The organism is Cyclobacteriaceae bacterium (genome assembly GCA_025808415.1).
Lineage (GTDB): Bacteria > Bacteroidota > Bacteroidia > Cytophagales > Cyclobacteriaceae > UBA2336.
This window is the reverse complement of the sequence record CP075525.1, coordinates 3,181,128-3,203,576: the sequence shown is the minus strand read 5'-3', so window position 1 is coordinate 3,203,576 and position 22,449 is coordinate 3,181,128. Positions and strand designations below refer to the sequence as shown.

The window sequence follows — 22,449 nt, the reverse complement described above, 5'->3', positions numbered from 1 at the left end:
CTATTTTAGGCCATCCCTTGTTGGCTCCTGCCAGCCTGTTATTTTTGCACATGCCCGAACAGATTTTAATCCTCGATTTTGGTTCGCAATACACACAACTTATAGCCCGCAGGGTTCGCGAACTGAATGTTTACTGCGAAATCCATCCATTTAATAAAATCCCTGAAATTACCCCTCAAATTAAAGGTATTGTACTTTCTGGTAGCCCTTGTTCGGTACGCGATGCCGGCTCTCCGGATGTTGACCTTAAATTGTTTGGCAACCTTCCGGTATTGGGTGTATGTTACGGTGCCCAGTTGATTGCCCATAAAAGTGGTGGTTCGGTGTTGCCTTCGCAAATACGTGAATATGGGCGTGCCCGGTTAACAACGGTTAATCACCATAACGAGTTGTTAAAAGAAATTTCACTCGATACCCAGGTATGGATGTCGCATAGCGATACCATTGCCAGTGTGCCCGATACATTCGAAATTATTTCCAGCACCCCTTCAGTAAACGTTGCTGCATATCACGTTAAAAACACCCATACGTATGGTATACAATTTCATCCTGAGGTAACGCATACCACGGAAGGAAAAAACCTGCTACGGAATTTTGTGGTTCACATCTGCCAGTGCGCGCAGGACTGGACACCCGATCAGTTTGTGGAAACCACGGTGGCTGATCTTCAAAAAAAATTAGGCAACGATAAAGTGGTTATGGCGTTATCGGGTGGAGTTGACTCCACCGTGGCGGCAACACTTATCCATAAGGCTATTGGAAAAAACCTGCATTGCATTTTTGTCGATAATGGCCTTCTCCGAAAAAATGAATTTGAGCAGGTCTTGGAATCGTACAAAGGCATGGGCCTGAACATAAAAGGTGTTGACGCAAAAGAGAAATTTTATGCAGCTTTAAAAGGCTTAAGTGAGCCTGAAGCCAAACGTAAAGCTATTGGTAAAACTTTTATTGATGTGTTTGATGAAGAAGCCCATCGTATAACCGATGTGAAGTGGCTCGGGCAAGGGACTATTTACCCGGATGTAATCGAGTCGGTGTCTGTAAAAGGCCCTTCCGCTACAATAAAATCGCACCACAACGTTGGTGGCCTCCCGGAAAAAATGAAAATGAAAGTGGTGGAGCCACTTAATACCTTGTTTAAGGATGAGGTACGCATCGTGGGCAAAACACTCGGTATAGATCCGGCCATATTAGGCCGTCACCCTTTTCCGGGGCCCGGGCTGGGCATTCGTATACTGGGCGAAATCACAGCTGAGAAAGTCAGGATTTTGCAGGAAGTTGACCATATATTTATAAAGGGTTTGAGACAGCACGAACTTTACAATACCGTTTGGCAGGCCGGTGCCGTGTTGTTGCCGGTGCAGTCCGTTGGTGTAATGGGTGATGAACGTACGTATGAGCAGGTGGTGGCGCTACGCGCAGTAACCAGTACCGATGGCATGACTGCCGATTGGGTACATTTGCCCTATTCTTTTTTAGCCGAAATTTCCAGTGATATCATCAATAAGGTAAAAGGGGTTAACCGTGTGGTGTACGACATTAGTTCAAAACCTCCGGCCACTATTGAATGGGAATAAATTATGAAACAGGTTTTTAAGGTTGTTTTACTGGCGGTCATTCTCATTTGTTATATGACAATGGGTAATGTTTCTTTTGCCCAGGTAAACTATCAGCAGCAGTATACCAATGCCAAAGCGCTTTATAAAGAGGGTAAGTACAACCTTGCCATGGAAAGTTTTAAACCACTGGTAGCATACGATAAGAATAATCCCTTTCCTGAATACGCATCGTATTATTATGCCATAAGCGCATACCACCAGGGCTATAAGTCGGTTGCCAAGGATATGCTCACCCAGGTAAAACAGCTTTATCCCACATGGGACCAACTGGATGAGGTTAACCTGTGGCTGGCCAAAATCCATTTCGACAGTCAGGAATATTTTCAGGGTATGAACCAACTTTCGGCCATTAAAAATCCTAAACTCCAGAAAGAGGTTAACTTGATTAAAAAGAACGGCTTGGCAGGATTAACGGATGTAAGCGCACTCAGGCGCATGCATCAGGAGTACCCGAAAGATGCAGTAGTTGGTGAAAGATTGGCTAAAGAGCTTTCAAAAACAGTTGATACTCGTGAAGAGCGCGAATTGCTTGATAAACTCCTCGCTACATTTAAGTTAAAGAAATCGGATTTTATTGAGGAAACACCACCAACGGTGCATAAAGAAGTTTATTCGGTTTCTGTTATGTTTCCCTTCCAGGTAACTACACTTGAACCCAATTTATCGCGTAAGCGAAACCAATATGTGCTTGATTTATATGAAGGCATTAAGCTTGCGGTTGATACCCTTGCCAAACAAGGTGTAAAGATAAGTTTACGGGCATACGATACCGATCGCAACCCGGCCAGGATCAAGGCCTTGCTGGAGCGTGATGAATTGAAAACATCAGATTTAATTATCGGTCCCCTATTCCAGGAAGAGAATAAAATTATTCAGGATTTTTCGAGGGCTAATAAAATAAACCTCTTTAACCCGGTATCAAACAATTTCGATTTGGTGCGCGATAATCCGTACGGTTTTTTATTCCAGCCCGCGTTAGAAACCCTTGGTGAACAGTCGGCAAAATTTTTAGATGCTTATCAAATCAACAATAAAAAGTGCATGGTTTTTTTTGGTGATACCAGGCGCGATTCAGTTTTGGCCATGAGCTTTATCCAGGCCGCTACGGAAACCAGGCTTAAGATCATACAGGTAGAGCGTTTTACCAAAGAATCATCCACGCGTATATTGAGAATATTGGCTTCACCAACCGAATATGATGAATTCAAATACCCTAAACAATTCACGCTTCCGAAGGATAGCTTAGGTTGTATTTTTGTGGCTTCCGATGATCCGGTGATTTATTCTAAAATAACAAGTAGTGTTACCACACGAGGTGATAAGGTTACCATCGTGGGCTCGGAAAACTGGCTGGACCAAACCTCCGATTATGAAAAGTTAAGTGCCTTGGGCGTAGTCATGTTTGCATCAAATTATACACCCTATAATAACCCGGCTTATATCGCATTCCAGAAAAAATTTGCAAAAGTTCACGGGCGGGTAACCAGTACCATGCCTTATACCGATTACGTTAAAATAGGTTATGATTTCATGTTGTTTGCAGGCAACATGCTTAATCAACATGGTGTGTATTTTCAGGACGCACTTAATCGTAATGAAATTAAAGGATACCTGACGGAGGGATATAACTTTCAATTTTCACGTGATAATCGCCATGTTCCTTTTATCCGGTTTAAAGAGGGTGAATTGGTTTTGGTTAGTCCGTCTCAGTAGCCACATGGTATAATTTTTGCCCCCTAAAGCATTATGTTTGTATCGGCATGACAAAGCTTAAGGTATATTTCTTTCTGGCCGTTATTTTAAATGTGGTATTGTTTCACCCGCTTGAAACAATGTACAACAATGCCCCTTTGTCAGTTCAGGATCCAATTAATTCCCTTGCAGAGTTTTTGATGGAAGTATGCCTCGATATTCAGGATGGTCAACCCGGTGATGAGCGTGAGGGCGAGTCTGAGCACTTTAGCAGCGCCTTCAAATTATTTAGTTCATTAAAAAACATGAATTTACGTGCTCGTCAAAATCTTATCCTGACCGAGATTGGAAATCTTTCATTAAATGAGACACCGGTTCTACAGGTGTTTCTCTCCATCAACAATCCCCCTCCGGAGTTGTAATCCACTACCATTAATTTTTTCAGTTGTACCACCGGTACACGTGTTACATTTTTCATTAACAACGAAATTTTTATGAAAGTCAAAAGCCTTCTGGCATTTGGTTATTTACTTTGTGCAATCGAATGCCGCTCTCAAGAATATGATTCTGCTACAGTGGCAGAGGAAAAAAAGCTACCTTATAAGGTACTGCATGCCGAGCCGCTTTACATCGATTTGATTCGTGATTTAGGAGCACATAAGGGTGAGAAGGAGTGGAACCTTGGCTTTGGTATGAAGGATAAACTTCGGTTTGATCAATACGAAGCTTTGATCGAATACGAATGGGCACCGGCAAACCGTTTGGGCCTTGAGGTTGAAGTGCCGGTAACTTTTTACATGCGTGCACCCAATGGGTTAAATGCCGAGAAGCCTTCTCATAGAATAGAATCAATAAAAACAGCAGCGCAGTGGACATTTTTAGTTTCCAGGAAGTTTCAAACATCTTTAGCATTAGGATATTTGAATGAGATCGAGTTTACCGACCTGAACCGAATAAGTACTAAAGATGTGTTTCAAGGTAATTTGTTCAATCCCTTTTTTATTGTGGCGAAACGATGGGGCGATTGGCATACCTTGGTATACACCGGGCCAAAGGTTCATTTTCATTTTGAGAACCAACATTGGAGTACCGAATATGATATCAACTCGAATATTCATTATATGATACCGGGAACAAGAAATTTTATTGGAATTGAGTTTAATAAGATGTTTGGTCATGAAGGATTGTTTGAGATGGTTATAAGGCCTCAAATGCGGGTAGTCATACACGATGCTTTAATGATCGGAATTGTTCAAGGAATACCCGTTTCGAAAGAACGGGAAAGATTAAGCTCATTTTTGAGGCTGATCTATGAACCTCAACATACACTTAGGGCTAAAAACAGGCACCTGAGCCGGGGACATAATTGACCAAATTGGTTTTGAATATTACATCTGAGGGGTTATCAGGAGTAACAGGCAACTATTTATAGCCATATTTTTCTTACTTTTACCTGTTATAGAAACCTTCTTATGATTACAGGGAAGCAATTTTTTACGGCTATATGCCTGTTGGCCTTTGCAGCCGTTGCCGTTGGGCAGGATGACCGAAAGGACAAAACTGCCGTTACCTATGAAGAGATTTACGATGAGCCGTATTCCATTAATAAGCTCTTTGTACATTTTCAACCCTTATATGGCGAGTTGTTTGCCACTAACGTAAATGCCGGTTTTGGTTTGGAGGCCAGCTATTACCTCAACGATAAACTCGATTTTAAAGCCCACTTCCGGAAAACGTACAGTAAAAACTTCTACGATTTTTCACGCGACCTGGCGCAAAAAATAAGCGATGTCGATAACCGCACCGAGGTTTACAATTACTTTGAGTTTGGGGGTACCTATCATGTGAAAGACTTTACGGAGAGTTCCAAAACAAAAATGTTTTTGTATAAAAACAGCTACAAAGGAAATAAATGGGCAGCACGCGTGCCCTTAAATGCCGAGATACCTTGTAAGGTGAGGAAAATTTATGGCGCCCGGTTAGGCGGCATAATATGGGATAGTTCAACGGATATTAACCGTGCCATGGAAGCACAGGGGCTAGTCCATGCCGATTTTAAGAACGATGAAGGAAACGGTTTACCGGAGGGGGTAGATATTTTCTCTAACATTGCCACAAAGGGTTTATACGTAGGCGGATCGTTAACGTGGATAAGAAATGTGGCCGTAAGCTTCGATAAGTTTGAAACCGGTGTGGATGACCTGATCCTCACAACCTATTTCGACATCCTGGTCTCGCCTTGGATAACGCTTGATGATATTGTTTACACACCAAAAGATGCCAACGGAAATCCCATTATAGCCGATCGCAAAACTTATTCCATCGGAGCGATTAAAACCAACACGTTTGGTTTCCGTGCTGGTATTGAAGGAAAGTTTAACCGGGCCCTAAGTTGGTCCTATGGCGCTGAAGCCGGCTACCGACCAAGTGTAGATGGCCGTGGATTCTTTGCTATGCTAAAGATAAGCTTTCCGGTATACAGCACTAATCTTGATTACAAGGTAGAGGCCTTCGGTAAATAATTTTTCGTGGCCTGGGATATTCTCATCCTCAATTGCAAAGGGCTCGTACAAGTAAGGGATAAAATTTCGTTGCCGCTTAAGGGCACGGCCATGGCTCATTTGCCAATTCTAGCCAATGCCTACCTGGCTATAACGGAAGGAAAAATCGCAAGGTATGGTTCAATGGTTGACCTGCCGGCAAACTACCGGGCGACTGCGGTAATCGATGCGTCCAATCGGTTTGTTTTTCCTTCGTTTGTCGATTCGCACACACACCTTGTTTTTGCTGCCAGTCGTGAAGAAGAATTTGTGATGAAGATTAAAGGAGCAACCTATGAGCAGATAGCTGCCGGTGGGGGTGGAATTTTAAATTCAGCGAAAAAACTTCAGCAAACCTCGGACGAGGAGTTATTTGAACGTTCCCTCATAAGGGCTGGTGAAATTATGCAATCCGGAACAGGCGCTGTGGAAATTAAAAGCGGCTACGGGCTAACCCCAAAGGATGAATTGAAAATGCTAAAGGTAGCCAGAAGGATAGGAAAGGAAACACCACTAACGGTGCGAACAACGTTTCTGGGGGCGCATGCGGTTCCAAAGGATAAGAAGAAAGAAGATTACATTGAACAAATCCTTCAGGAAATGATCCCTGCGGTAGCTGAGCAAAAACTGGCCGATTACATTGATGTATTTTGCGAGCAGGGATTTTTCTCTGCAGATGAAACCGAACGGATTGTTGAACAGGGTAAACGTTTTGGCATGAAACCCCGCATACATGCCAACCAACTCCATCGTTCCGGTGGGGTGCAGGTCGGCATTAAAACAAAGGCACTGAGTGTTGATCACCTCGAAAATATTGGGGAGGAAGAAATTGAACTTCTGAAGCAAAGTACGGTAATGCCAACGGCACTTCCAGGTGCGGCTTTCTTTTTAGGGTTACCTTTTCCACCGGCCCGAAAAATGATTGATGCCGGCCTTCCTTTGGCCATTGCCTCCGATTATAATCCCGGCAGTGCGCCCTCTGGTAACATGTCGCTAATGATGGCCCTGGCTTGTATTAAAATGAAAATGACACCAGAAGAAGCGATCAATGCGGCAACACTAAACACGGCTTGTGCCCTGGAGCTTGAGCAGACTCATGGCAGTATCACCCAAGGTAAGGTAGCTAATGTGTTTATTACCAAACCTATGCCTTCGGTAGCTTTTCTTCCCTATGCTTTTGGAAGCAACCTTATTGATACGGTTATCCTTAACGGGAGTATCGTTACCCCATAGCTATAGTAGGTAGTGACAAATCCTTAACGACTCGTGCGGACCTCCACCGAGTGCGTTATCTCGCTGTTCAGCGATGCTGCCACAGAGCAATATTTTTCCAGGGAAAGAGCAGCGGCTTTATCCAGTTCTTCGGGGGTTACATCGGGCGATGTGATGATGTATTTGCAATGTATGCTCAGGAATTTCCGTGGTGTTTCATCCCTTCTTACCCCTGTTGTTTCAATGGTAAAATCGTGGATCGTTTTTTTTCTTTTTTTTAGGATAACCACAATATCAACCGCTCCGCAACCCGCTACAGAAGAAAGGAGCAGTTCCGTTGGGGACTGGGCTTGTTTTAGTTCAGCCGCTCGCATATCCATGGTTACCGTATGACCAGCGGCATTAGCTGCTTCATAAACCTCATCTTCAAGCATTCGGGTAATGATTCGCATTATTGAAATGAATTATTGGTTTTATTTTGTTTCCACGGGCACTCCCGTATTTTTGGCAAGTTAGAAAATTGATCCATGCTATTGGAAGAAAAAATAAAAAGTGCCATCCGCGATGTAATTGATTACCCGAAGCCAGGGATTGTTTTTAAAGATATTACCCCCGTGCTGGCTAACCCGGATTTGTTGAGGTTGACCGTTGACGAAATGGCAAAACACTTTCGCCATCAACACGTAGATGCTATTGCAGCAGTGGAGGCGCGAGGCTTTATTTTAGGCGGTATATTGGCACGTGAACTAAACTGCAGCTTTATTCCCGTACGCAAAGTTGGTAAGTTACCGTACACCACAGTAGCCGAAAAATATACCTTGGAGTACGGAACAGCAGCGGTTGAAATGCATGTAGATGCGATACAAAAGGGCTGGAATGTTTTAGTACACGATGATTTGCTGGCAACCGGTGGCACCGCAGCAGCGGCAGCAAGGCTGGTAAAGCAATCGGGTGGGCTGGTAGCTGGCTTTTCATTTTTAATTAACCTTTCGTTTTTGCCTGGCTATGAAAGGTTAAGCAGGGAGTTTGGGGTAAACCCCGACTGCCTGGTAACGTATTAACTTATTTTCCGTTTGCTTGTTAAGGTAATATGCCTGATGTGACAACCATTCCCATGTTTCCACTCTCCATTTTGCCCCTTCCGGGCGAATTGGTTCCCCTCCATATTTTTGAGCCCCGCTACCAGCAACTTCTGCAGGATGCAGAAAACGCTGATGTTAGCTTTGGTATATTTTTTAATCACACCTTGAATACAGAAAAAATCGGCTCGCTTATGAAATTAGAAAGCGTGATCAAACGATATCCGGGTGGTGAGTCGGACATTATTGTGAAGTGCGTGGATATTTTTTATATGGATACGCTTTTCCGCACATTCAAATCTAAAATGTATCCGGGTGGTGATGTGCGCTTTTGGCGGATTAATGACTTTGAAATGGCCGGTGCAAAGTTGGGCGAACTTTTCCAGGATTACCTGGTTAAGCGAAAGATTACCCGTCATCAGGGTTTTTTCAGCATCTATTCCATTGCCCAGGAACTTAGCCTTGACCTTGGTGAGCGGTATGCATTTTTAACGGCCAATGAGCCACAGCGTGAACGGTTGCTGCTTTCAAAAATAAAGTTCCAGATGCACCTGCTCCAGCGCGAAGAGGTTAGCCGGGATTCATTTCATTTAAACTAATAGAGGCCCTTAAGGCCTCTATTAGTTTGATTGCAAGGATTATTATATTTAGTTCCCCTCAGCTTTGGCTTTAGCTTTAGCAAAGTCACCAGCTTTTACCATGCTAAGGTTGTTGTAGTTTAAATGCTTTTTTATGGCAGCATTTATTTCTGCCACGGTTAAAGCCTGAACCTTTTTTTCCAGTTCTTCATCCCACTTCATGGTTCGACCGGTAAATAAATAGTTATTTAAGGTAGATGCAACGGAGGCATCTTGTGCACGGTTTACCGATCGTGATTGTAACCATCCGGATTTAGCTGCCTCCACTTCTTCAGCAGTGAAGCCTTCATTAACAGCCTTTAGAATTTCTTCCTTAAAGGTCTCTTCAAGTTTTCCAACATTTTCAGGGGCATAAATGGCATAAGCCGTAAATGTGCCAACCTTATCAAGGTTACCGGCATTAAAAAATGAGCCTACACCATAACTTATGCCTTCTTTGCCCCTTATACGGGAGAAAAGGCGAGAAGCAGTACCCCCGCCAAGCATATACTGGCCCAGTTCTAACGCAGCATAATCAGGTTCGCTGTCACTATACTCCCACGTGTATTGCGCCAGGAAAAAAGCATTCGCTTTGTCAGGCGTTTCCAGTTTTTCATCAATAGGTTGTACTTTTTTGATGCGCGCCTCTAGTCGTTTAAAGTTTGCAGGACTTTTCCAATTACCAAACTGCTCAGTAATGACAGAATTTATTTCAGCCGTATTGAAAGCACCGGATATCGCCAAGGTTCCATTATTAGCACCATAAAAATCTTTGTGGAATTTTTTAAGATCATCCAGTTTAAGTGCTTTGATAGAAGCCAGCGATTCGTCAAAATCTTCAGCATAACGCGGATCGCCTTTTGGATAGGGGGAAGTATATTTTTGCAAGCGTATGGAAGCTACGGCCTGTGGTTCGGTGCGTTGCGATTCTATGCCTGCTATTCTTTCGTTTTTCAACTTTTCAAATTCATCGGCAGGGAAAGACGCATCCTTTAGCACATGGCTTACTAACTTTAATGTTTCTGCCAGGTTAGGGCCTGTGGTTTCGATGGATACCGTTACTGTTGAGGCGCTACCGAAGATGGAGACTCTTGCTTTCAGTTTGTCAAATTCATCTTTTATTTCCTGCCGTGTCATTTTTGTTGTGCCCCTGTCCAACATGCTGGCTGTAAATTGGCCAATGGTGCCTTTGTTAACCAGGTTTTTTTCATCGCCAAAACGCAGTGTCATGCGTAACTGGACCGATTCGCCACGTGTTTTCTTTTGGAGATAGGCTACTTTCATGCCGTTGGGTAATGTGCTCCGTTGGGTTCTTCCTTCAATGTTGGCCGGTGATGGATCAAACTCCTCGCCACTGGCAATGGCTTGTTTACCTTTATAATCTTTAACCAAGGCTGCTACATCAGGTTCACCGGGTATCTCTGAACGGTCAGGTTTTTCAGTTGGGATAAACAACCCAACGGTTCGGTTGTCATCCTTCAGGTATTGTTTGGCAACCCTCAATACATCATCGGGGGTAACCTTTTCAATGCGGTCCCGGTAAAGAAAGAACAATCGCCAATCGCCCATGGCGATGTACTCACTCAGGAAAATACCGATGCGGTCGGCATCATTGAAATTTAATTCAAATTGTTTCAATAACTCGGTCTTGGCCCGGTCAACTTCTTCTTTTGTGGGTGGGTTTTTTACCACATCATTGAGGGTTTTTACCATGGTGTTACGTGCATCGTCCAGCGATTTTTCTTTAAGCACTTCTGCAAATGCCATCATAATACCCGGCTCTTTAGTGGCCCGTGTTAAAGCGAATACCGAACTGGCTTTTTTGGAATCTACCAATGCTTTGTAGAGCCTTCCGGAAGGACGGGTAGTGAGCAGGTTTGAGAGAATGGCAATGGGCGCATAGTCTTCATGTGATCCGGATGGGATATGGTAAGCTACGGCAGCATATTGCACATCGCCAACACGTTTTATGGTTACAACACGCTCACCATCTTGTGTGGGTTCACGCGTATAAAATTTTTGAAGTTCGCGGTTGGGTTTAGGAATAGCCCCAAAATATTCATTGATATAATTCAGTGCTTTTCCTTCTTCAAACTTGCCGGCTAATACAACAACAGCGTTATCGGGTTGGTAGTATTTTTTGTAGAAAGCCTGTAGCCTGTCTATGGATACATTTTCAATATCCGAGCGTTCACCAATAGTTGATTTTCCATAGCTGTGCCATTGATATGCTGCACCGGAAAGCTTTTTAAACAGAACACCCACCGGGCTGTTTTCACCGCTTTCATACTCGTTGCGCACAACGGTCATTTCACTATCCAGGTCTTTTTGTGCTATAAAAGAATTTACCATCCTGTCGGCTTCCATTTCAATGGCCCATTTCAGGTTTTCGTCTGTAGCGGTTAAAATTTCGAAATAATTGGTGCGGTCAAGGGAGGTGGTTCCGTTAAAATTTCCGCCACGGTCTTCCAACTCCTTCATAATGTTGAAAGGGTACTTGGGCGTGCCTTTAAACACTAAATGTTCGAGCAGGTGAGCCATGCCGGTTTCACCATAATTTTCGTGTTTGGAGCCTACCAGGTAGGTAACATTCATGGTAAATGTTTGCTTTGAATTGTCAGGGAAAAGCAACACCCGTAGGCCATTATGAAGCCTGTACTCTGTAATACCTTCAACAGAAGTGACTTTTGTTGGCGGTGGGGTTTGAGGTTTTACTTCAATGGCAGGAGCAACTGTTTCAACCGGTGCTTTATCCGTGGTTTTTGATTTTTTCTTTTGTGCATAGCCCGTGCAGGACACCAGCAGCAATAAAATCCAAATAAAAGTTTTACGCATCATACAATTGGGGGTTAATTAAGCGGTTGAAAATAACATGTAGGGGCTCCAAAAACAAGTTATAACCTACGGGTATCCAGTGTCCGATGTTGGGATGTTTTTGTTCACGAATGAACAAGTACCATATTTTTTAAAATTAAACTCCACATCATCAACGAAGTTTAATTTTATCCGTTATCGGGCAACTTCAGCGTTATTCAAGTGATTTAAAAGAAAATTTTTGTGTTAACGTTTTTTTAACAAGTACACTGCAACTTAAATTCTCCACGAGCGTCTATACACTATCAAACATGTAAAGCTATATGAAAAAAGTATTAACCCTTTTTGCAGTGCTTGTTGTAACAGGCGCTGTGTTTGCCCGTGCCATCGATGAGCCTTCGAAAGAAAGTGCTATTGTATTTGTAAAGAACGGAAGTGTCGTTAAGGTCGTTTATTCGTCCGACAAGGAGAGTGTTGCCCGCGTAACCATTACCGACCTGAAGGGGAAGGAAGTTTTTTCGGAGATTGTTCGTTCCAAAAAAGGTTTTTCACGTCCCTATAATCTTTCCCAGCTCAGTCATGGAAATTATGTTGTACGGGTTTCGGATGGAAGGAACACCAAAGCTGAAGTGGTATCGCTTCAACCCGATCGTAAAGTTGTATACAAGCTAACAGCATTAGATGCAGATAGATATGCCCTTCATATTCCTGCACTTGATGCAACAGAAGTGATTATAAATATTTATGATGAACAGTTGGGAAGAATACATACTGAAAAGCAGAACATATCCAATGATTTTGGCAGAGTTTATTCGGTAAAGAATGCTGCCGGAAAAGTAACGTTTGAAGTTCTTCCTAAGTAAGCAATATCCTTTTGTTTTAAGCGAGCTGCCGCAGAAATCCGGCAGCTTTTTTTATGACCTTTCGAAAACGTGTGCGGAAATTGCATCAATCATTTTGATCTGATAACACTTCTTTTTTAACGTGTTGCTCACAAAAACAGCAACTAAATTTCCGCAATCGATTTTCTGAATAATAAATACGGTTTTCTTACAATTTACAACCGTACATTATTCACGCCCGTACATTTGCAGTATAATTTAAACAACAACGAACTATGAAAACAAAATCATTAATGCTTGCCGCACTAGTTATGTTTAGTGCTCTTACTGCGCTGGCTAAGGATGATCCGAATAATACAGGTTTATTTGTGATCAGCGGAAAGTCAGGCGTTTATAAACTGATTTACGAAGGTGAGAAGCCTTCGGCACTTACCCTTACCATTTTTAACAACCAGGGTAAAGTGGTGTACAGTGAAACGGTGCGCAACTTGAAGGGCTTTATTCGCCCGGTTAACTTTAAAGGTATGGCTGCCGGTACGTATACCATACAGGTAAAAAGTGCTGATCAGAAAATGGAAGCTGTAGTGGAGTATAGCCCAGAATCTGCCAAGGCAGCTGTGTCATCCAAAGCGGTAGATGCTAATAAGTTTGCCATTATGATTGCCAACCAAGGCCAAGAAACCTTTGAAGTAAAAATCTATGATGGTGAAAGTAACCTGGTAAGTTCATACCGTGAAACCGTAACCGGTAGCTTTGGTAAAATCTTTAACATGAGCCATGTAAAATCAAATGCATTTACGTTTGAAGTTTACAATACGGCCGGCCTGATTGACCGCATCAAGTTTTAATTGATCAGACAGTTGGTTTTAAAACCGGGGCATTTAGTTGTCCCCGGTTTTATTTTTTTAAGTAAACCATTTACTACATATTTCGCCTGTATTGCCCGCCTACTTCAAACAAGGCTTTCGTAATTTGACCAAGCGAACAAACCTTGGCGGCCTCCATTAATTCTTCAAAAATATTTTTATTCCGGATGGCAGCTTGTTGTACGCGTTCCAGCAGAGCAGGCGTTTTATCGGCATGGAAGTGATGCAGGTTTCGCAGCAAGGCAATCTGGTACTCTTTTTCTTCGGTAGTGGCCCGGATTACTTCCTGCGGCAACACCGTGGGCGAGCCTTTTGAACTTAAGAATGTATTCACCCCGATAATCGGATATTCACCGGTATGCTTCAGCGTTTCGTAATACAAACTTTCTTCCTGGATTTTGCCGCGCTGGTACATCGTTTCCATAGCCCCCAGTACGCCACCCCTTTCGGTAATGCGATCGAACTCTGATAGTACCGCTTCTTCCACCAGGTTGGTTAGTTCTTCAATGATAAAGGATCCTTGTAAAGGATTTTCATTTTTAGCCAAACCCAACTCTTTATTTATAATAAGCTGAATGGCCATCGCCCTGCGAACGCTTTCTTCAGTTGGTGTGGTAATGGCTTCATCGTAGGCGTTGGTGTGCAGCGAATTACAGTTATCGTATATCGCGTAAAGTGCCTGAAGCGTGGTGCGGATGTCATTGAAATCAATTTCCTGGGCGTGCAAGGAACGACCGGATGTTTGAATATGGTACTTCAGCATTTGCGAGCGTGCATCGGCACCGTATTTATTTTTCAATGCCTTGGCCCATATTCTCCGTGCCACACGACCGATCACCGCATATTCCGGATCAACCCCGTTGCTAAAGAAGAAGGAGAGGTTAGGGGCGAAGGCGTTAATGTCCATCCCCCGACTTAAATAATATTCTACATACGTAAACCCATTGGCTAATGTAAAGGCCAACTGAGTGATGGGGTTGGCACCGGCTTCGGCAATGTGATAACCGGAAATGGATACCGAGTAAAAATTTCTAACTTTTTTGTCGATGAAGTACTGCTGTACATCGCCCATTAAGCGAAGGGCAAATTCAGTGGAGAAAATACAAGTGTTTTGCGCCTGGTCTTCTTTTAAGATGTCAGCTTGTACGGTACCGCGAACCTGCGTAAGTGTTTCGGCTTTTATTTTTTCATAAACCTCTTGGGGTAATACCTGGTCGCCCGTAACGCCAAGCAGCATCAGCCCCAACCCATCGTTGCCTTTCGGAAGGGAGCCCTGGTATGCGGGGCGTTCGCTTTCTTTGTCTTTATAAAGCGCAGCAATTTTTTTCTCTACATCTTCTTCCAGCCCGTTCTTGCGGATATAAAGTTCGCATTGCTGGTCGATGGCTGCATTCATAAAGTAAGCCAGCAGCATGGGTGCCGGACCATTAATCGTCATCGATACCGATGTTTTCGGGTCGGCCAGGTTAAAACCGCTGTAAAGTTTTTTCGCGTCATCCAGGCAGCAAATACTTACACCTGAGTTGCCGATTTTGCCGTAAATGTCGGGTCGGTAGTCCGGATCATTTCCATACAGCGTTACCGAGTCGAAGGCTGTCGACAAGCGTTTGGCCGGCATGGCCAATGAAACATAGTGGAACCTTCGGTTAGTTCTTTCTGGCCCGCCTTCACCGGCAAACATGCGGGTAGGGTCTTCGCCCTCGCGTTTAAATGGATAGATACCCGCTGTGTACGGAAACTCGCCCGGCACATTTTCCTGTAAACTCCAGCGCAGCACATCGCCCCAGCTTGAATAGTTAGGCAACACTACTTTAGGAATTTGCGTGTGCGATAACGATTCGGTGTGCGTTTGAATACCGATCTCTTTGTCGCGAACCTTGAATTTGAAAACGGGTTCTTTGTATTGCTTTACTTTGGCCCCCCATTCTTCGATCAGTTTCCAGTTTTTGGGGTCGAGGTTGAGTTTAACCTTATCGAATTCGGCCAGAAGAACTTTTTTAACCGATGCATCAGAAACCGATTCAATGGTTTTGCTGAAAGCGAACAATTTTTCGGCTACACTCACCTGTTCATTTACCCATGCATCGTAGTTCCGGTTGTTCTCAGAAATTTCGCTGAGGTAGCGCGTACGGTGCGGAGGGATAACAAATATTTTCTCCGACATTTCCCGGGTTATCTCAAATGATGATTTTAAGTCGGCCCCGGTTTTTTCAACAATCTTGTCGATGATGTACTTGTACAGTTGGTTGGTGCCCGGATCATTGAACTGCGAAGCGATGGTTCCAAACACGGGCATCTCTTCGGGCTTTTTATCCCAAAGCTGGTGGTTGCGCTGGTATTGCTTCTTTACATCGCGCAGGGCATCCAGGGCACCACGCTTATCAAACTTGTTCAGGGCAATCACATCGGCAAAATCGAGCATGTCGATTTTTTCAAGTTGAGTAGCGGCTCCGTATTCAGGCGTCATCACATACAAGGATACATCGCTGTGGTCTAAAATTTCCGTATCGCTTTGCCCGATGCCCGAGGTTTCGAGAATAATCAAATCAAACCCCGCAGCTTTCAAAACCTGAATGGCTTCTTTCACATAAGCCGATAACGCCAGGTTAGACTGGCGGGTGGCCAATGAACGCATGTATACCCTTGGGTTATTGATCGCATTCATGCGGATGCGGTCGCCCAGCAGCGCACCACCTGTTTTTCGTTTGGATGGGTCGACAGAAATCAACCCGATGGTTTTTTCTTTAAAGTCGACTAAAAATCGTCTTACAATTTCATCCACCATCGATGATTTACCTGCACCACCGGTTCCGGTTATACCCAGCACCGGTGCTTTCGAGGCTGCTGCTTTTTTGTTGACTTCGCTGAAGAAATCTTTGTGTTCATCATAGTAATTCTCTGCAGCCGAAATGGCCTGAGCTATTGGGAGGTGGTTATGGGTTGTTAGTTGCCTGCCTGTCCGGTAGGCAGGTTCGTTATTCGCAATTGATTTCCCTGTTGGGTAATCACTCTTTTCCACCAGGTCATTAATCATTCCCTGAAGGCCCATGGCGCGTCCGTCATCCGGGGAATAAATTCGGGTAATGCCATACTCCATCAACTCCTTTATTTCATCGGGTAGTATTACACCTCCACCACCTCCAAAAATCTTTATATGTCCTGCGCCTTTTTCCTTTAGCAGGTCGTACATGTATTTAAAGTATTCGTTGTGCCCGCCCTGGTAGCTGGTCATGGCAATGGCTTGGGCATCTTCCTGAATAGCGGTGTTTACCACTTCTTCCACGCTGCGGTCGTGGCCCAGGTGAATCACCTCCACACCGGTAGCCTGTATAATCCTGCGCATAATATTAATGGCGGCATCGTGCCCATCGAACAGGCTAGCGGCCGTTACAATGCGCACTTTATTTTTTGGTTTATAGGGCTCCGGAGCCTGATGAGCTGCCAGGTTTGTTTTTTCAGTTTTTTTTGGGGAAATGGTTTCAGTACTCATAGCATCATTTCTTCAACAGGGCTCAAAAATACAGACTAACCTACGGTTTTGCTAACAGGGGTTAGGGTCTGTGCAACAGGCAAAAATCGGGGGATGCAGGATGGTGAAAATTGTTTAAATGGCATTGGAATGGATTATTTTCATATCAACTTACAGAGTCATTATTAGTAAAAACCAATGCTTAGGTCGCTTTTCGTAATCAGTTACAGAAAATTCTTTCGTAAAGACAAACTATTTACGAGCATTAATATCATAGGACTTTCTGTAGGTATTGCTTGTCTTTTGCTGGTAACACTATTTATTCAGGAGGAATATGCTTACGACAGGTATCACGCCCATGCAGATCGCACCTACCGGTTAGTAGTTGATTTTGCCAATGAAGGCAACATCACGCACTGGGCACGATCCAGTGCGGCTATCGGTCATTTTCTTCAAGGCTATTATCCGGAAATTGAACAGGTATTGCGAATCCGTAAAAATCCAGGTACGGATTTACTGACCTATAAAGAAAATAGCTTTTATGAACAGCGTATTTTCTTTGCCGACAGTTCATTGTTTGATGTATTTGATTTTAAACTCAAACTCGGTGATGAATCGAAAGCCTTACAGGATAATAACAGCATCGTAATTACGGAAAAGCTGGCCCGAAAATTATTTCGGGATAAAGAAGCCATGGGTGAAAGTATACGCTTCAATAACCAGGTTGACTTAAAAATTTCGGGCATACTTGAGGAAATTCCGGGGCATTCTCATTTTGTGGCCGATGCCTTTATTACATTCTCAACGTTGTATGGATTATTTGGGGAAAGGCGGTTGATGCATTGGGGGCAATTCGATCATTACACTTATGTGTTGCTTGCACCATCCGCATCGTCTAAGGTGCTAGAAGAAAAGTTTCCGGATTTTATAAAAACGTTTGCCCCGGCATGGGTTGCTGAGAAGGAAAAATTCTTTTTACAGGAACTAACATCAATACACCTGCATTCTCACCGCAAAGATGAACTGGGCACAAACAGCAATGAAAACTACGCTCTTATTCTGGGTACCATTGCCTTGTTTATAGTAATCATGGCGGTGGCCAATTTTATTAACCTTTCAACGGCATCGCAGGCAACCCGGCTAAAGGAGGTTAACATCAGGAAAATGCTGGGAGCGGGTAAGAATAATTTATTGATCTATTTCATGATTGAATCATGGCTGGTTAGTTTTTTTGCGTTGGTCGTAGCTGTTTTGCTCAACTGGTTGGTACTTCCATATTTCAATCAGCTTACCGACAGGCAAATTGTTTTTCATTGGAACCTCAGGCTTACGCTACTCTGTCTGGTAGTCATATTTACCATCACCATCCTTGGTGGGCTTTTTTCCGCCTGGCAGAGCTACCGTGTAAAATACACATTACTCAACAAACTAAGTATTGGCGGTAAAGGCGGGGGCAGACTGAGGAAAGTATTAATTACCTTCCAGTTCTTTATTTCTATATTACTGATTGCGGCAACATGGATCGTAACTAAGCAATTAAGTTACCTGGAATCATCGCAAATTGGTTTCGATGGCAATAGGGTAATTGTTGTCCCTATTAAGGATCGTTCAGGCAACAACAGGTACAATACCCTGGTAAACGAGTTACAACAAATTTCGGGTGTTGAGAAAGTGAGTTTCGGATCGAGCACTCCGGGAAGTAATAACTCGTTTACCTATACCTATACTTTTTCAGGGAGTGAATTAGGCGAGCAAACGCTTTCAAGCTTTATTGTGGATGAACATTTTTTTGATTTGTATGGAATTCAATTACGCGAGGGAAGAATTTTTAACCCTGATTACACCGACACATTAACCGAAATCATTCTTAATGAGGCGGCAGTAAGGTATTTCAACCTGAAAGAACCTATCGGCCAGCGGATAACAGGCAAGGTAAAGGGAAGAGTTGTTGGGGTAGTTAATAATTTTAATCATACCAGTTTGCACGATGAATTCAGCCCGGTAATTATCTATCCATATACACCTACTTTCCGGTTTGTATCCATTAAACTAAAGGAAGGCAATGAGGTTGTTGCACTTGCTGAGCTTGAAAAGAATTGGGACAAATTCTTTCCCGGTTTTCCGATGGAATATGTTTTTCTGAACGATCAGATTAAACAACTGTACAGTGCTGAAAAACTGCTGCGTAAAGCTTATCAGTATTTTGCGGTCATTGCGCTCATCATCGCTGGTATTGGTTTGATTGGCCTTAGTGGCTTTATGATGGAGCGAAAGAGAAAGGAGATCAGCATCCGGAAAGTTTTTGGCGGATCGGTTGAACAAATTATAACGCGGATTTATATCGACTTTATTGGTGTTGTGATTATAGCTACACTAATAGCCTGGGTAATTATTTACTTCTGGTCGCAGCGGTGGCTCAGTGGATTTGCGTATAAGATCACGCTTAGCCCGATGTATTTTGTATGGCCGGTAATGATTATGGTTTTCGTTTTGCTATTGAGCACGGGTTTGCAAACACTGATGGCAGCGAGAACTAATCCTGCAGACAATCTAAGGGAAGAATAAGTTTAACTTCTTTGCCCTCCTTTCCCCCTGGCCTGTGTCCACACAGGCCAGGGGAGGGACTTAAATTGAATATAGATTTTCTCACTGACCGGTGTTAACAAAAGTAAGTGCGAAGTTGGGGAACATTTTTACTTATTTCATATAGCCATCACGGATGGTTTTAAACTCCGATCCTTCTTTCCACTGTGGCCATGTTGTTTCGAATGCTAATTTTTTTCCAACGTTGAATAATAATTTTAAGTCGTCAACGGCACCTTCCAGGTTCCAGCGCGATGGATCATATTCATCCGATGGTTTGTGATAGTATTTTGCCACATATTCATCCTGAAGTTGTTTGCCATACTCGGCACCTTTTTCGAAATGATCGATGCCGGTTCCGGTATACAGGGCCGGTATACCCACTTTGGCAAAACAGAAATGATCGGAACGGAAATAATAGCCTGCCACAGGATTAGGCTCCGGTGATGTGTAACGTCCAACGGCTTTAGCTTCTTCGTTCAGATAATCTTCCAGATCGGATTGACCTAAACCCACCACAACGATGTCTTTCATCTTACCATAAGGATTTATCCCATCCATGTTAATGTTGGCTACGGTTTTTTCTTTCGGATAGATTGGATTTTGTGCATAATATTCTGATCCCCATAAGCCCTGTTCTTCGGCCGTAACGGCAAGAAAAATGATGGTGCGGTTTGGTTTCGCTTTCATGGATTTGAATGCTTTGATAAGCTCCAGCATACCGGCTGTACCACTGGCGTTATCAAGCGCTCCATTATATATCGTGTCACCTTTTTCATCGGCTTTGCCAATACCCAGGTGATCCCAATGCGTGGAGTAAATAATGTATTCATCAGGTTGTTTGGTGCCCGTAATTTTTCCTATAACATTATGCGTTTTATCATATTTTGATTTCACCGAAAGGGTAGTAGAAAGTTTCAGGTTCATGGGCATGCCCTTAAAGCCGGGCTGGCGCGCAGCCGATACCGAAGTGGCCCAATCCAGGCCAGCGGCTTCGAATAATTTTTTTGCCGTGGGGTTTGAAACCCAACCTACGGTGGCGCAGAAATATGGATTTTTATCACGAGTATCCAAATATAACTTTGAAGCATTCCAGCTGTTCTGTACTACCCAAAAGCCATAACCAGCCGGCACATCGTCATGGATTATCAACAATCCTTTGGCGCCCTGCCGTGCAGCTTCTTCAAACTTATAGGTCCAACGTCCATAATAGGTCATGGTGTTGCCTTTAAAGAGAGTAGCATTGTCCGATCCAAACCCCGGGTCGTTCACCATCACCAGCACAACTTTATCTTTTACATCCAGGCCTGCGTAATCGTTCCAGTTGTATTCTGGCGCTACAATTCCGAAGCCTGCAAAAATCAAATCATCATCTTTCAGATCAATAGTTTCTTGTGTACGCTCAGTCCAGATGACATAATCTTTGAGGCCCTCCAGTTTAAACGATCCTTTTTTTGATTTTACTTCCATGGCTGGTGCAGCCGTGGCACTGATTTCCACCATGGGTACTTCTTGCAGGTAACTTTCACCGTTGCCGGGTTCCAGGCCAAGGGCTTTGTATTGTTCTTGCAGGTAGGCCAGGGTTTTTCGCTCGCCTTCCGTAAACGGCATGCGCCCCATAAACTCATCGGAAGAAAGCTTCTTTAAATGAGTCTCTAATCCGGCAACAGTAATTGAAGCAAGGCCATCTTCGCGGTTAAAAGTGGCTACTTTTTCGCCACAGGAAATTAATAGGATAAGGATAATAAATGTGAAAAGCAGTTTTTTCATAGGGGTTTTCATTAACATGCCAATGTTAAGCATTTATCGGGTTTTGAAAGCCAACATTTTTATAAAGGGTTGGATGAATTGTCGATAACTGATAACTTGAAAACTGAACCCAAATATTCCATCTTAAAATTGAATTAACCTATGACACGTATTGCCATGTTGGGAACCGGTTTTATCGGTCGTTTTTATACCGATTCGCTCCACGGATACAGGAGTAAGGATAAGGTTGTTTCGGTGTATTCCCGAAAAGATGAAAGTGTGAAAAAATTCATGGCCGACTATGCTGTGCCGTTCGGAACAACCAGCATGGAAGAAGCCATCAACCGGCCGGAGGTAGAGGTGGTTTGTGTTTCGTTGCCCAATAACCTGCACGAAGAAGCGGTGATGCTTTGCTGTAAACATAAAAAGGCAGTAATGGTAACTAAACCGCTTGGCAGAAATGGGGAAGAAGGTAAACGAATGCTCGAAGCGGTTGAGAAGGCCGGCATTTTTAATGGCTACCTCGAAGACCTGGTATATACACCAAAATTTTTAAAAGCGCACGAGAGTGTTTTAAGCGGGGCGTTGGGAAGGATTCTTTGGGCGAAGTCGCGCGAAACGCACCCCGGCCCTCATAGCGAATGGTTCTGGGATATGGAACAAGCAGGCGGGGGTTGCATTCTTGATCTGGGGTGTCATTGTGTTGAGATTGCCCGCACGTACATTGGAAAAGACATAAGGCCAGTTGAGGTAATGTGCTGGGCTGATACGCAGGTAAAACCGATTGATGCCGAAGATCATGCCATCGGGTTGGTGAAGTATGAGAACGGAGCCATCGGACAATTTGAAGTAAGCTGGACCTTTCGTGGTGGACTGGATTTGCGCGATGAGGTGATGGGTTCGGAAGGCACCATTTGGACAAATGGATTTTTGCGCACCGGACTTGAAATGTTCACCACGGGTAAGGGAGCAGATTACGTGGCCGAGAAGGCAGAGAGCAACACCGGCTGGCTTTTTCCCGTGGGCGATGAGTTGAATGAGCTGGGGTACAATCACATGTTTACCGACATGCTGAATGCCTTTGAACAAAGAACAAAACCGAAAGAAACTTTTTACGATGGGTATGTAGTTAATGCCATTTTAGATGCAGCCTATCGATCAGCCAAAAGTAAATTGTGGGAACCTGTTAAACTTGACATCTGGCGCGGGAAAACGGGAATCACCAAAGACAGTCACCTTCAGGAGTATGATGGTGATCATTACCTGGTAAAGGAAGAGGTTACCCATTACGGTGCAAGGAAATTGATTTTGAAAAATAAAGCCACAGGGAAAATTTCTGAAAAGGTCATGGAGTAGGTTGTTTGTTG

16 protein-coding genes are annotated in these 22,449 nt (G+C 43.6%); 12 read left to right on the top strand and 4 right to left on the bottom strand.

The genetic code is table 11. From position 1 onward, the window contains the following. Positions 1-50 precede the first annotated feature (50 nt). The 6 genes from guaA to hutI all read left to right on the top strand — a co-directional run bounded on the left by guaA (position 51) and on the right by hutI (position 7,084). Positions 51-1,577 (top strand): glutamine-hydrolyzing GMP synthase, encoded by a 1,527-nt coding sequence (gene guaA, locus KIT51_14205; GenBank protein ID UYN86008.1) that lies wholly within the window; start codon positions 51-53, stop codon positions 1,575-1,577. A 3-nt stretch (positions 1,578-1,580) separates the two neighbouring features. Then, entirely contained in the window at positions 1,581-3,332 is a 1,752-nt protein-coding gene (locus KIT51_14200) for an ABC transporter substrate-binding protein (GenBank protein ID UYN86007.1), read from the top strand. 47 nt (positions 3,333-3,379) lie between these two features. Beyond that, positions 3,380-3,733 (top strand): hypothetical protein, encoded by a 354-nt coding sequence (locus KIT51_14195; GenBank protein ID UYN86006.1) that lies wholly within the window; start codon positions 3,380-3,382, stop codon positions 3,731-3,733. A gap of 72 nt (positions 3,734-3,805) precedes the next feature. After that, positions 3,806-4,681 (top strand): phosphoribosylformylglycinamidine synthase, encoded by an 876-nt coding sequence (locus KIT51_14190; protein ID UYN86005.1) that lies wholly within the window; start codon positions 3,806-3,808, stop codon positions 4,679-4,681. A 102-nt stretch (positions 4,682-4,783) separates the two neighbouring features. Further along, a complete protein-coding gene (locus tag KIT51_14185; protein ID UYN86004.1) occupies positions 4,784-5,833 on the top strand; it encodes a hypothetical protein in 1,050 nt (349 codons plus the stop codon). Between the two features lie 18 nt (positions 5,834-5,851). Beyond that, positions 5,852-7,084, top strand: coding sequence for an imidazolonepropionase (hutI, locus tag KIT51_14180; protein UYN88600.1), 1,233 nt, complete (start codon positions 5,852-5,854; stop codon positions 7,082-7,084). A 23-nt stretch (positions 7,085-7,107) separates the two neighbouring features. Here hutI and KIT51_14175 read toward each other — a convergent pair whose 3' ends face one another. Beyond that, the gene (locus KIT51_14175) at positions 7,108-7,497 is read right to left on the bottom strand and encodes an OsmC family protein (GenBank protein ID UYN88599.1); all 390 of its coding nucleotides are present in this window, start codon (positions 7,495-7,497) and stop codon (positions 7,108-7,110) included. Between the two features lie 93 nt (positions 7,498-7,590). Here KIT51_14175 and KIT51_14170 point away from each other — a divergent pair, with 93 nt between their 5' ends. Continuing rightward, positions 7,591-8,124, top strand: coding sequence for an adenine phosphoribosyltransferase (locus KIT51_14170; GenBank protein ID UYN86003.1), 534 nt, complete (start codon positions 7,591-7,593; stop codon positions 8,122-8,124). Positions 8,125-8,153: 29 nt separating this feature from the next. After that, entirely contained in the window at positions 8,154-8,741 is a 588-nt protein-coding gene (locus KIT51_14165) for a hypothetical protein (protein ID UYN86002.1), read from the top strand. 48 nt (positions 8,742-8,789) lie between these two features. Here KIT51_14165 and KIT51_14160 read toward each other — a convergent pair whose 3' ends face one another. Then, entirely contained in the window at positions 8,790-11,594 is a 2,805-nt protein-coding gene (locus KIT51_14160; protein ID UYN88598.1) for an insulinase family protein, read from the bottom strand. 302 nt (positions 11,595-11,896) lie between these two features. On the opposite strand from KIT51_14160, the gene KIT51_14155 reads away from it, so the two are divergent. Then, positions 11,897-12,436, top strand: a complete 540-nt coding sequence (locus KIT51_14155; GenBank protein UYN86001.1) for a T9SS type A sorting domain-containing protein — start codon at positions 11,897-11,899, stop codon at positions 12,434-12,436. Between the two features lie 254 nt (positions 12,437-12,690). Next, on the top strand, positions 12,691-13,263 hold the full coding sequence (locus tag KIT51_14150; protein UYN86000.1) for a T9SS type A sorting domain-containing protein: 573 nt from the start codon (positions 12,691-12,693) through the stop codon (positions 13,261-13,263). Positions 13,264-13,336: 73 nt separating this feature from the next. Here KIT51_14150 and KIT51_14145 read toward each other — a convergent pair whose 3' ends face one another. After that, positions 13,337-16,771, bottom strand: a complete 3,435-nt coding sequence (locus tag KIT51_14145) for a methylmalonyl-CoA mutase family protein (protein ID UYN85999.1) — start codon at positions 16,769-16,771, stop codon at positions 13,337-13,339. A gap of 177 nt (positions 16,772-16,948) precedes the next feature. Between KIT51_14145 and KIT51_14140 the strand changes: the two genes are divergently transcribed. Continuing rightward, on the top strand, positions 16,949-19,315 hold the full coding sequence (locus tag KIT51_14140) for an ABC transporter permease (GenBank protein ID UYN85998.1): 2,367 nt from the start codon (positions 16,949-16,951) through the stop codon (positions 19,313-19,315). Positions 19,316-19,447: 132 nt separating this feature from the next. Here the strand turns inward: KIT51_14140 and KIT51_14135 are convergent, their stop codons facing one another. Next, positions 19,448-21,115, bottom strand: a complete 1,668-nt coding sequence (locus tag KIT51_14135) for a M20/M25/M40 family metallo-hydrolase (protein ID UYN85997.1) — start codon at positions 21,113-21,115, stop codon at positions 19,448-19,450. Positions 21,116-21,244: 129 nt separating this feature from the next. Between KIT51_14135 and KIT51_14130 the strand changes: the two genes are divergently transcribed. Further along, on the top strand, positions 21,245-22,438 hold the full coding sequence (locus KIT51_14130; protein UYN85996.1) for a Gfo/Idh/MocA family oxidoreductase: 1,194 nt from the start codon (positions 21,245-21,247) through the stop codon (positions 22,436-22,438). Positions 22,439-22,449 lie beyond the last annotated feature (11 nt).

Coding starts and splice junctions, on each gene's coding strand:
- guaA (UYN86008.1), top strand. CDS start 51: ATGCCCGAACAGATTTTAATCCTCGATTTTGGTTCGCAATACACACAA.
- KIT51_14200 (UYN86007.1), top strand. CDS start 1,581: ATGAAACAGGTTTTTAAGGTTGTTTTACTGGCGGTCATTCTCATTTGT.
- KIT51_14195 (UYN86006.1), top strand. CDS start 3,380: ATGACAAAGCTTAAGGTATATTTCTTTCTGGCCGTTATTTTAAATGTG.
- KIT51_14190 (UYN86005.1), top strand. CDS start 3,806: ATGAAAGTCAAAAGCCTTCTGGCATTTGGTTATTTACTTTGTGCAATC.
- KIT51_14185 (UYN86004.1), top strand. CDS start 4,784: ATGATTACAGGGAAGCAATTTTTTACGGCTATATGCCTGTTGGCCTTT.
- KIT51_14175 (UYN88599.1), bottom strand. CDS start 7,497: ATGCTTGAAGATGAGGTTTATGAAGCAGCTAATGCCGCTGGTCATACG.
- KIT51_14170 (UYN86003.1), top strand. CDS start 7,591: ATGCTATTGGAAGAAAAAATAAAAAGTGCCATCCGCGATGTAATTGAT.
- KIT51_14165 (UYN86002.1), top strand. CDS start 8,154: ATGCCTGATGTGACAACCATTCCCATGTTTCCACTCTCCATTTTGCCC.
- KIT51_14160 (UYN88598.1), bottom strand. CDS start 11,594: ATGCGTAAAACTTTTATTTGGATTTTATTGCTGCTGGTGTCCTGCACG.
- KIT51_14155 (UYN86001.1), top strand. CDS start 11,897: ATGAAAAAAGTATTAACCCTTTTTGCAGTGCTTGTTGTAACAGGCGCT.
- KIT51_14150 (UYN86000.1), top strand. CDS start 12,691: ATGAAAACAAAATCATTAATGCTTGCCGCACTAGTTATGTTTAGTGCT.
- KIT51_14145 (UYN85999.1), bottom strand. CDS start 16,771: ATGAGTACTGAAACCATTTCCCCAAAAAAAACTGAAAAAACAAACCTG.
- KIT51_14140 (UYN85998.1), top strand. CDS start 16,949: ATGCTTAGGTCGCTTTTCGTAATCAGTTACAGAAAATTCTTTCGTAAA.
- KIT51_14135 (UYN85997.1), bottom strand. CDS start 21,115: ATGAAAACCCCTATGAAAAAACTGCTTTTCACATTTATTATCCTTATC.
- KIT51_14130 (UYN85996.1), top strand. CDS start 21,245: ATGACACGTATTGCCATGTTGGGAACCGGTTTTATCGGTCGTTTTTAT.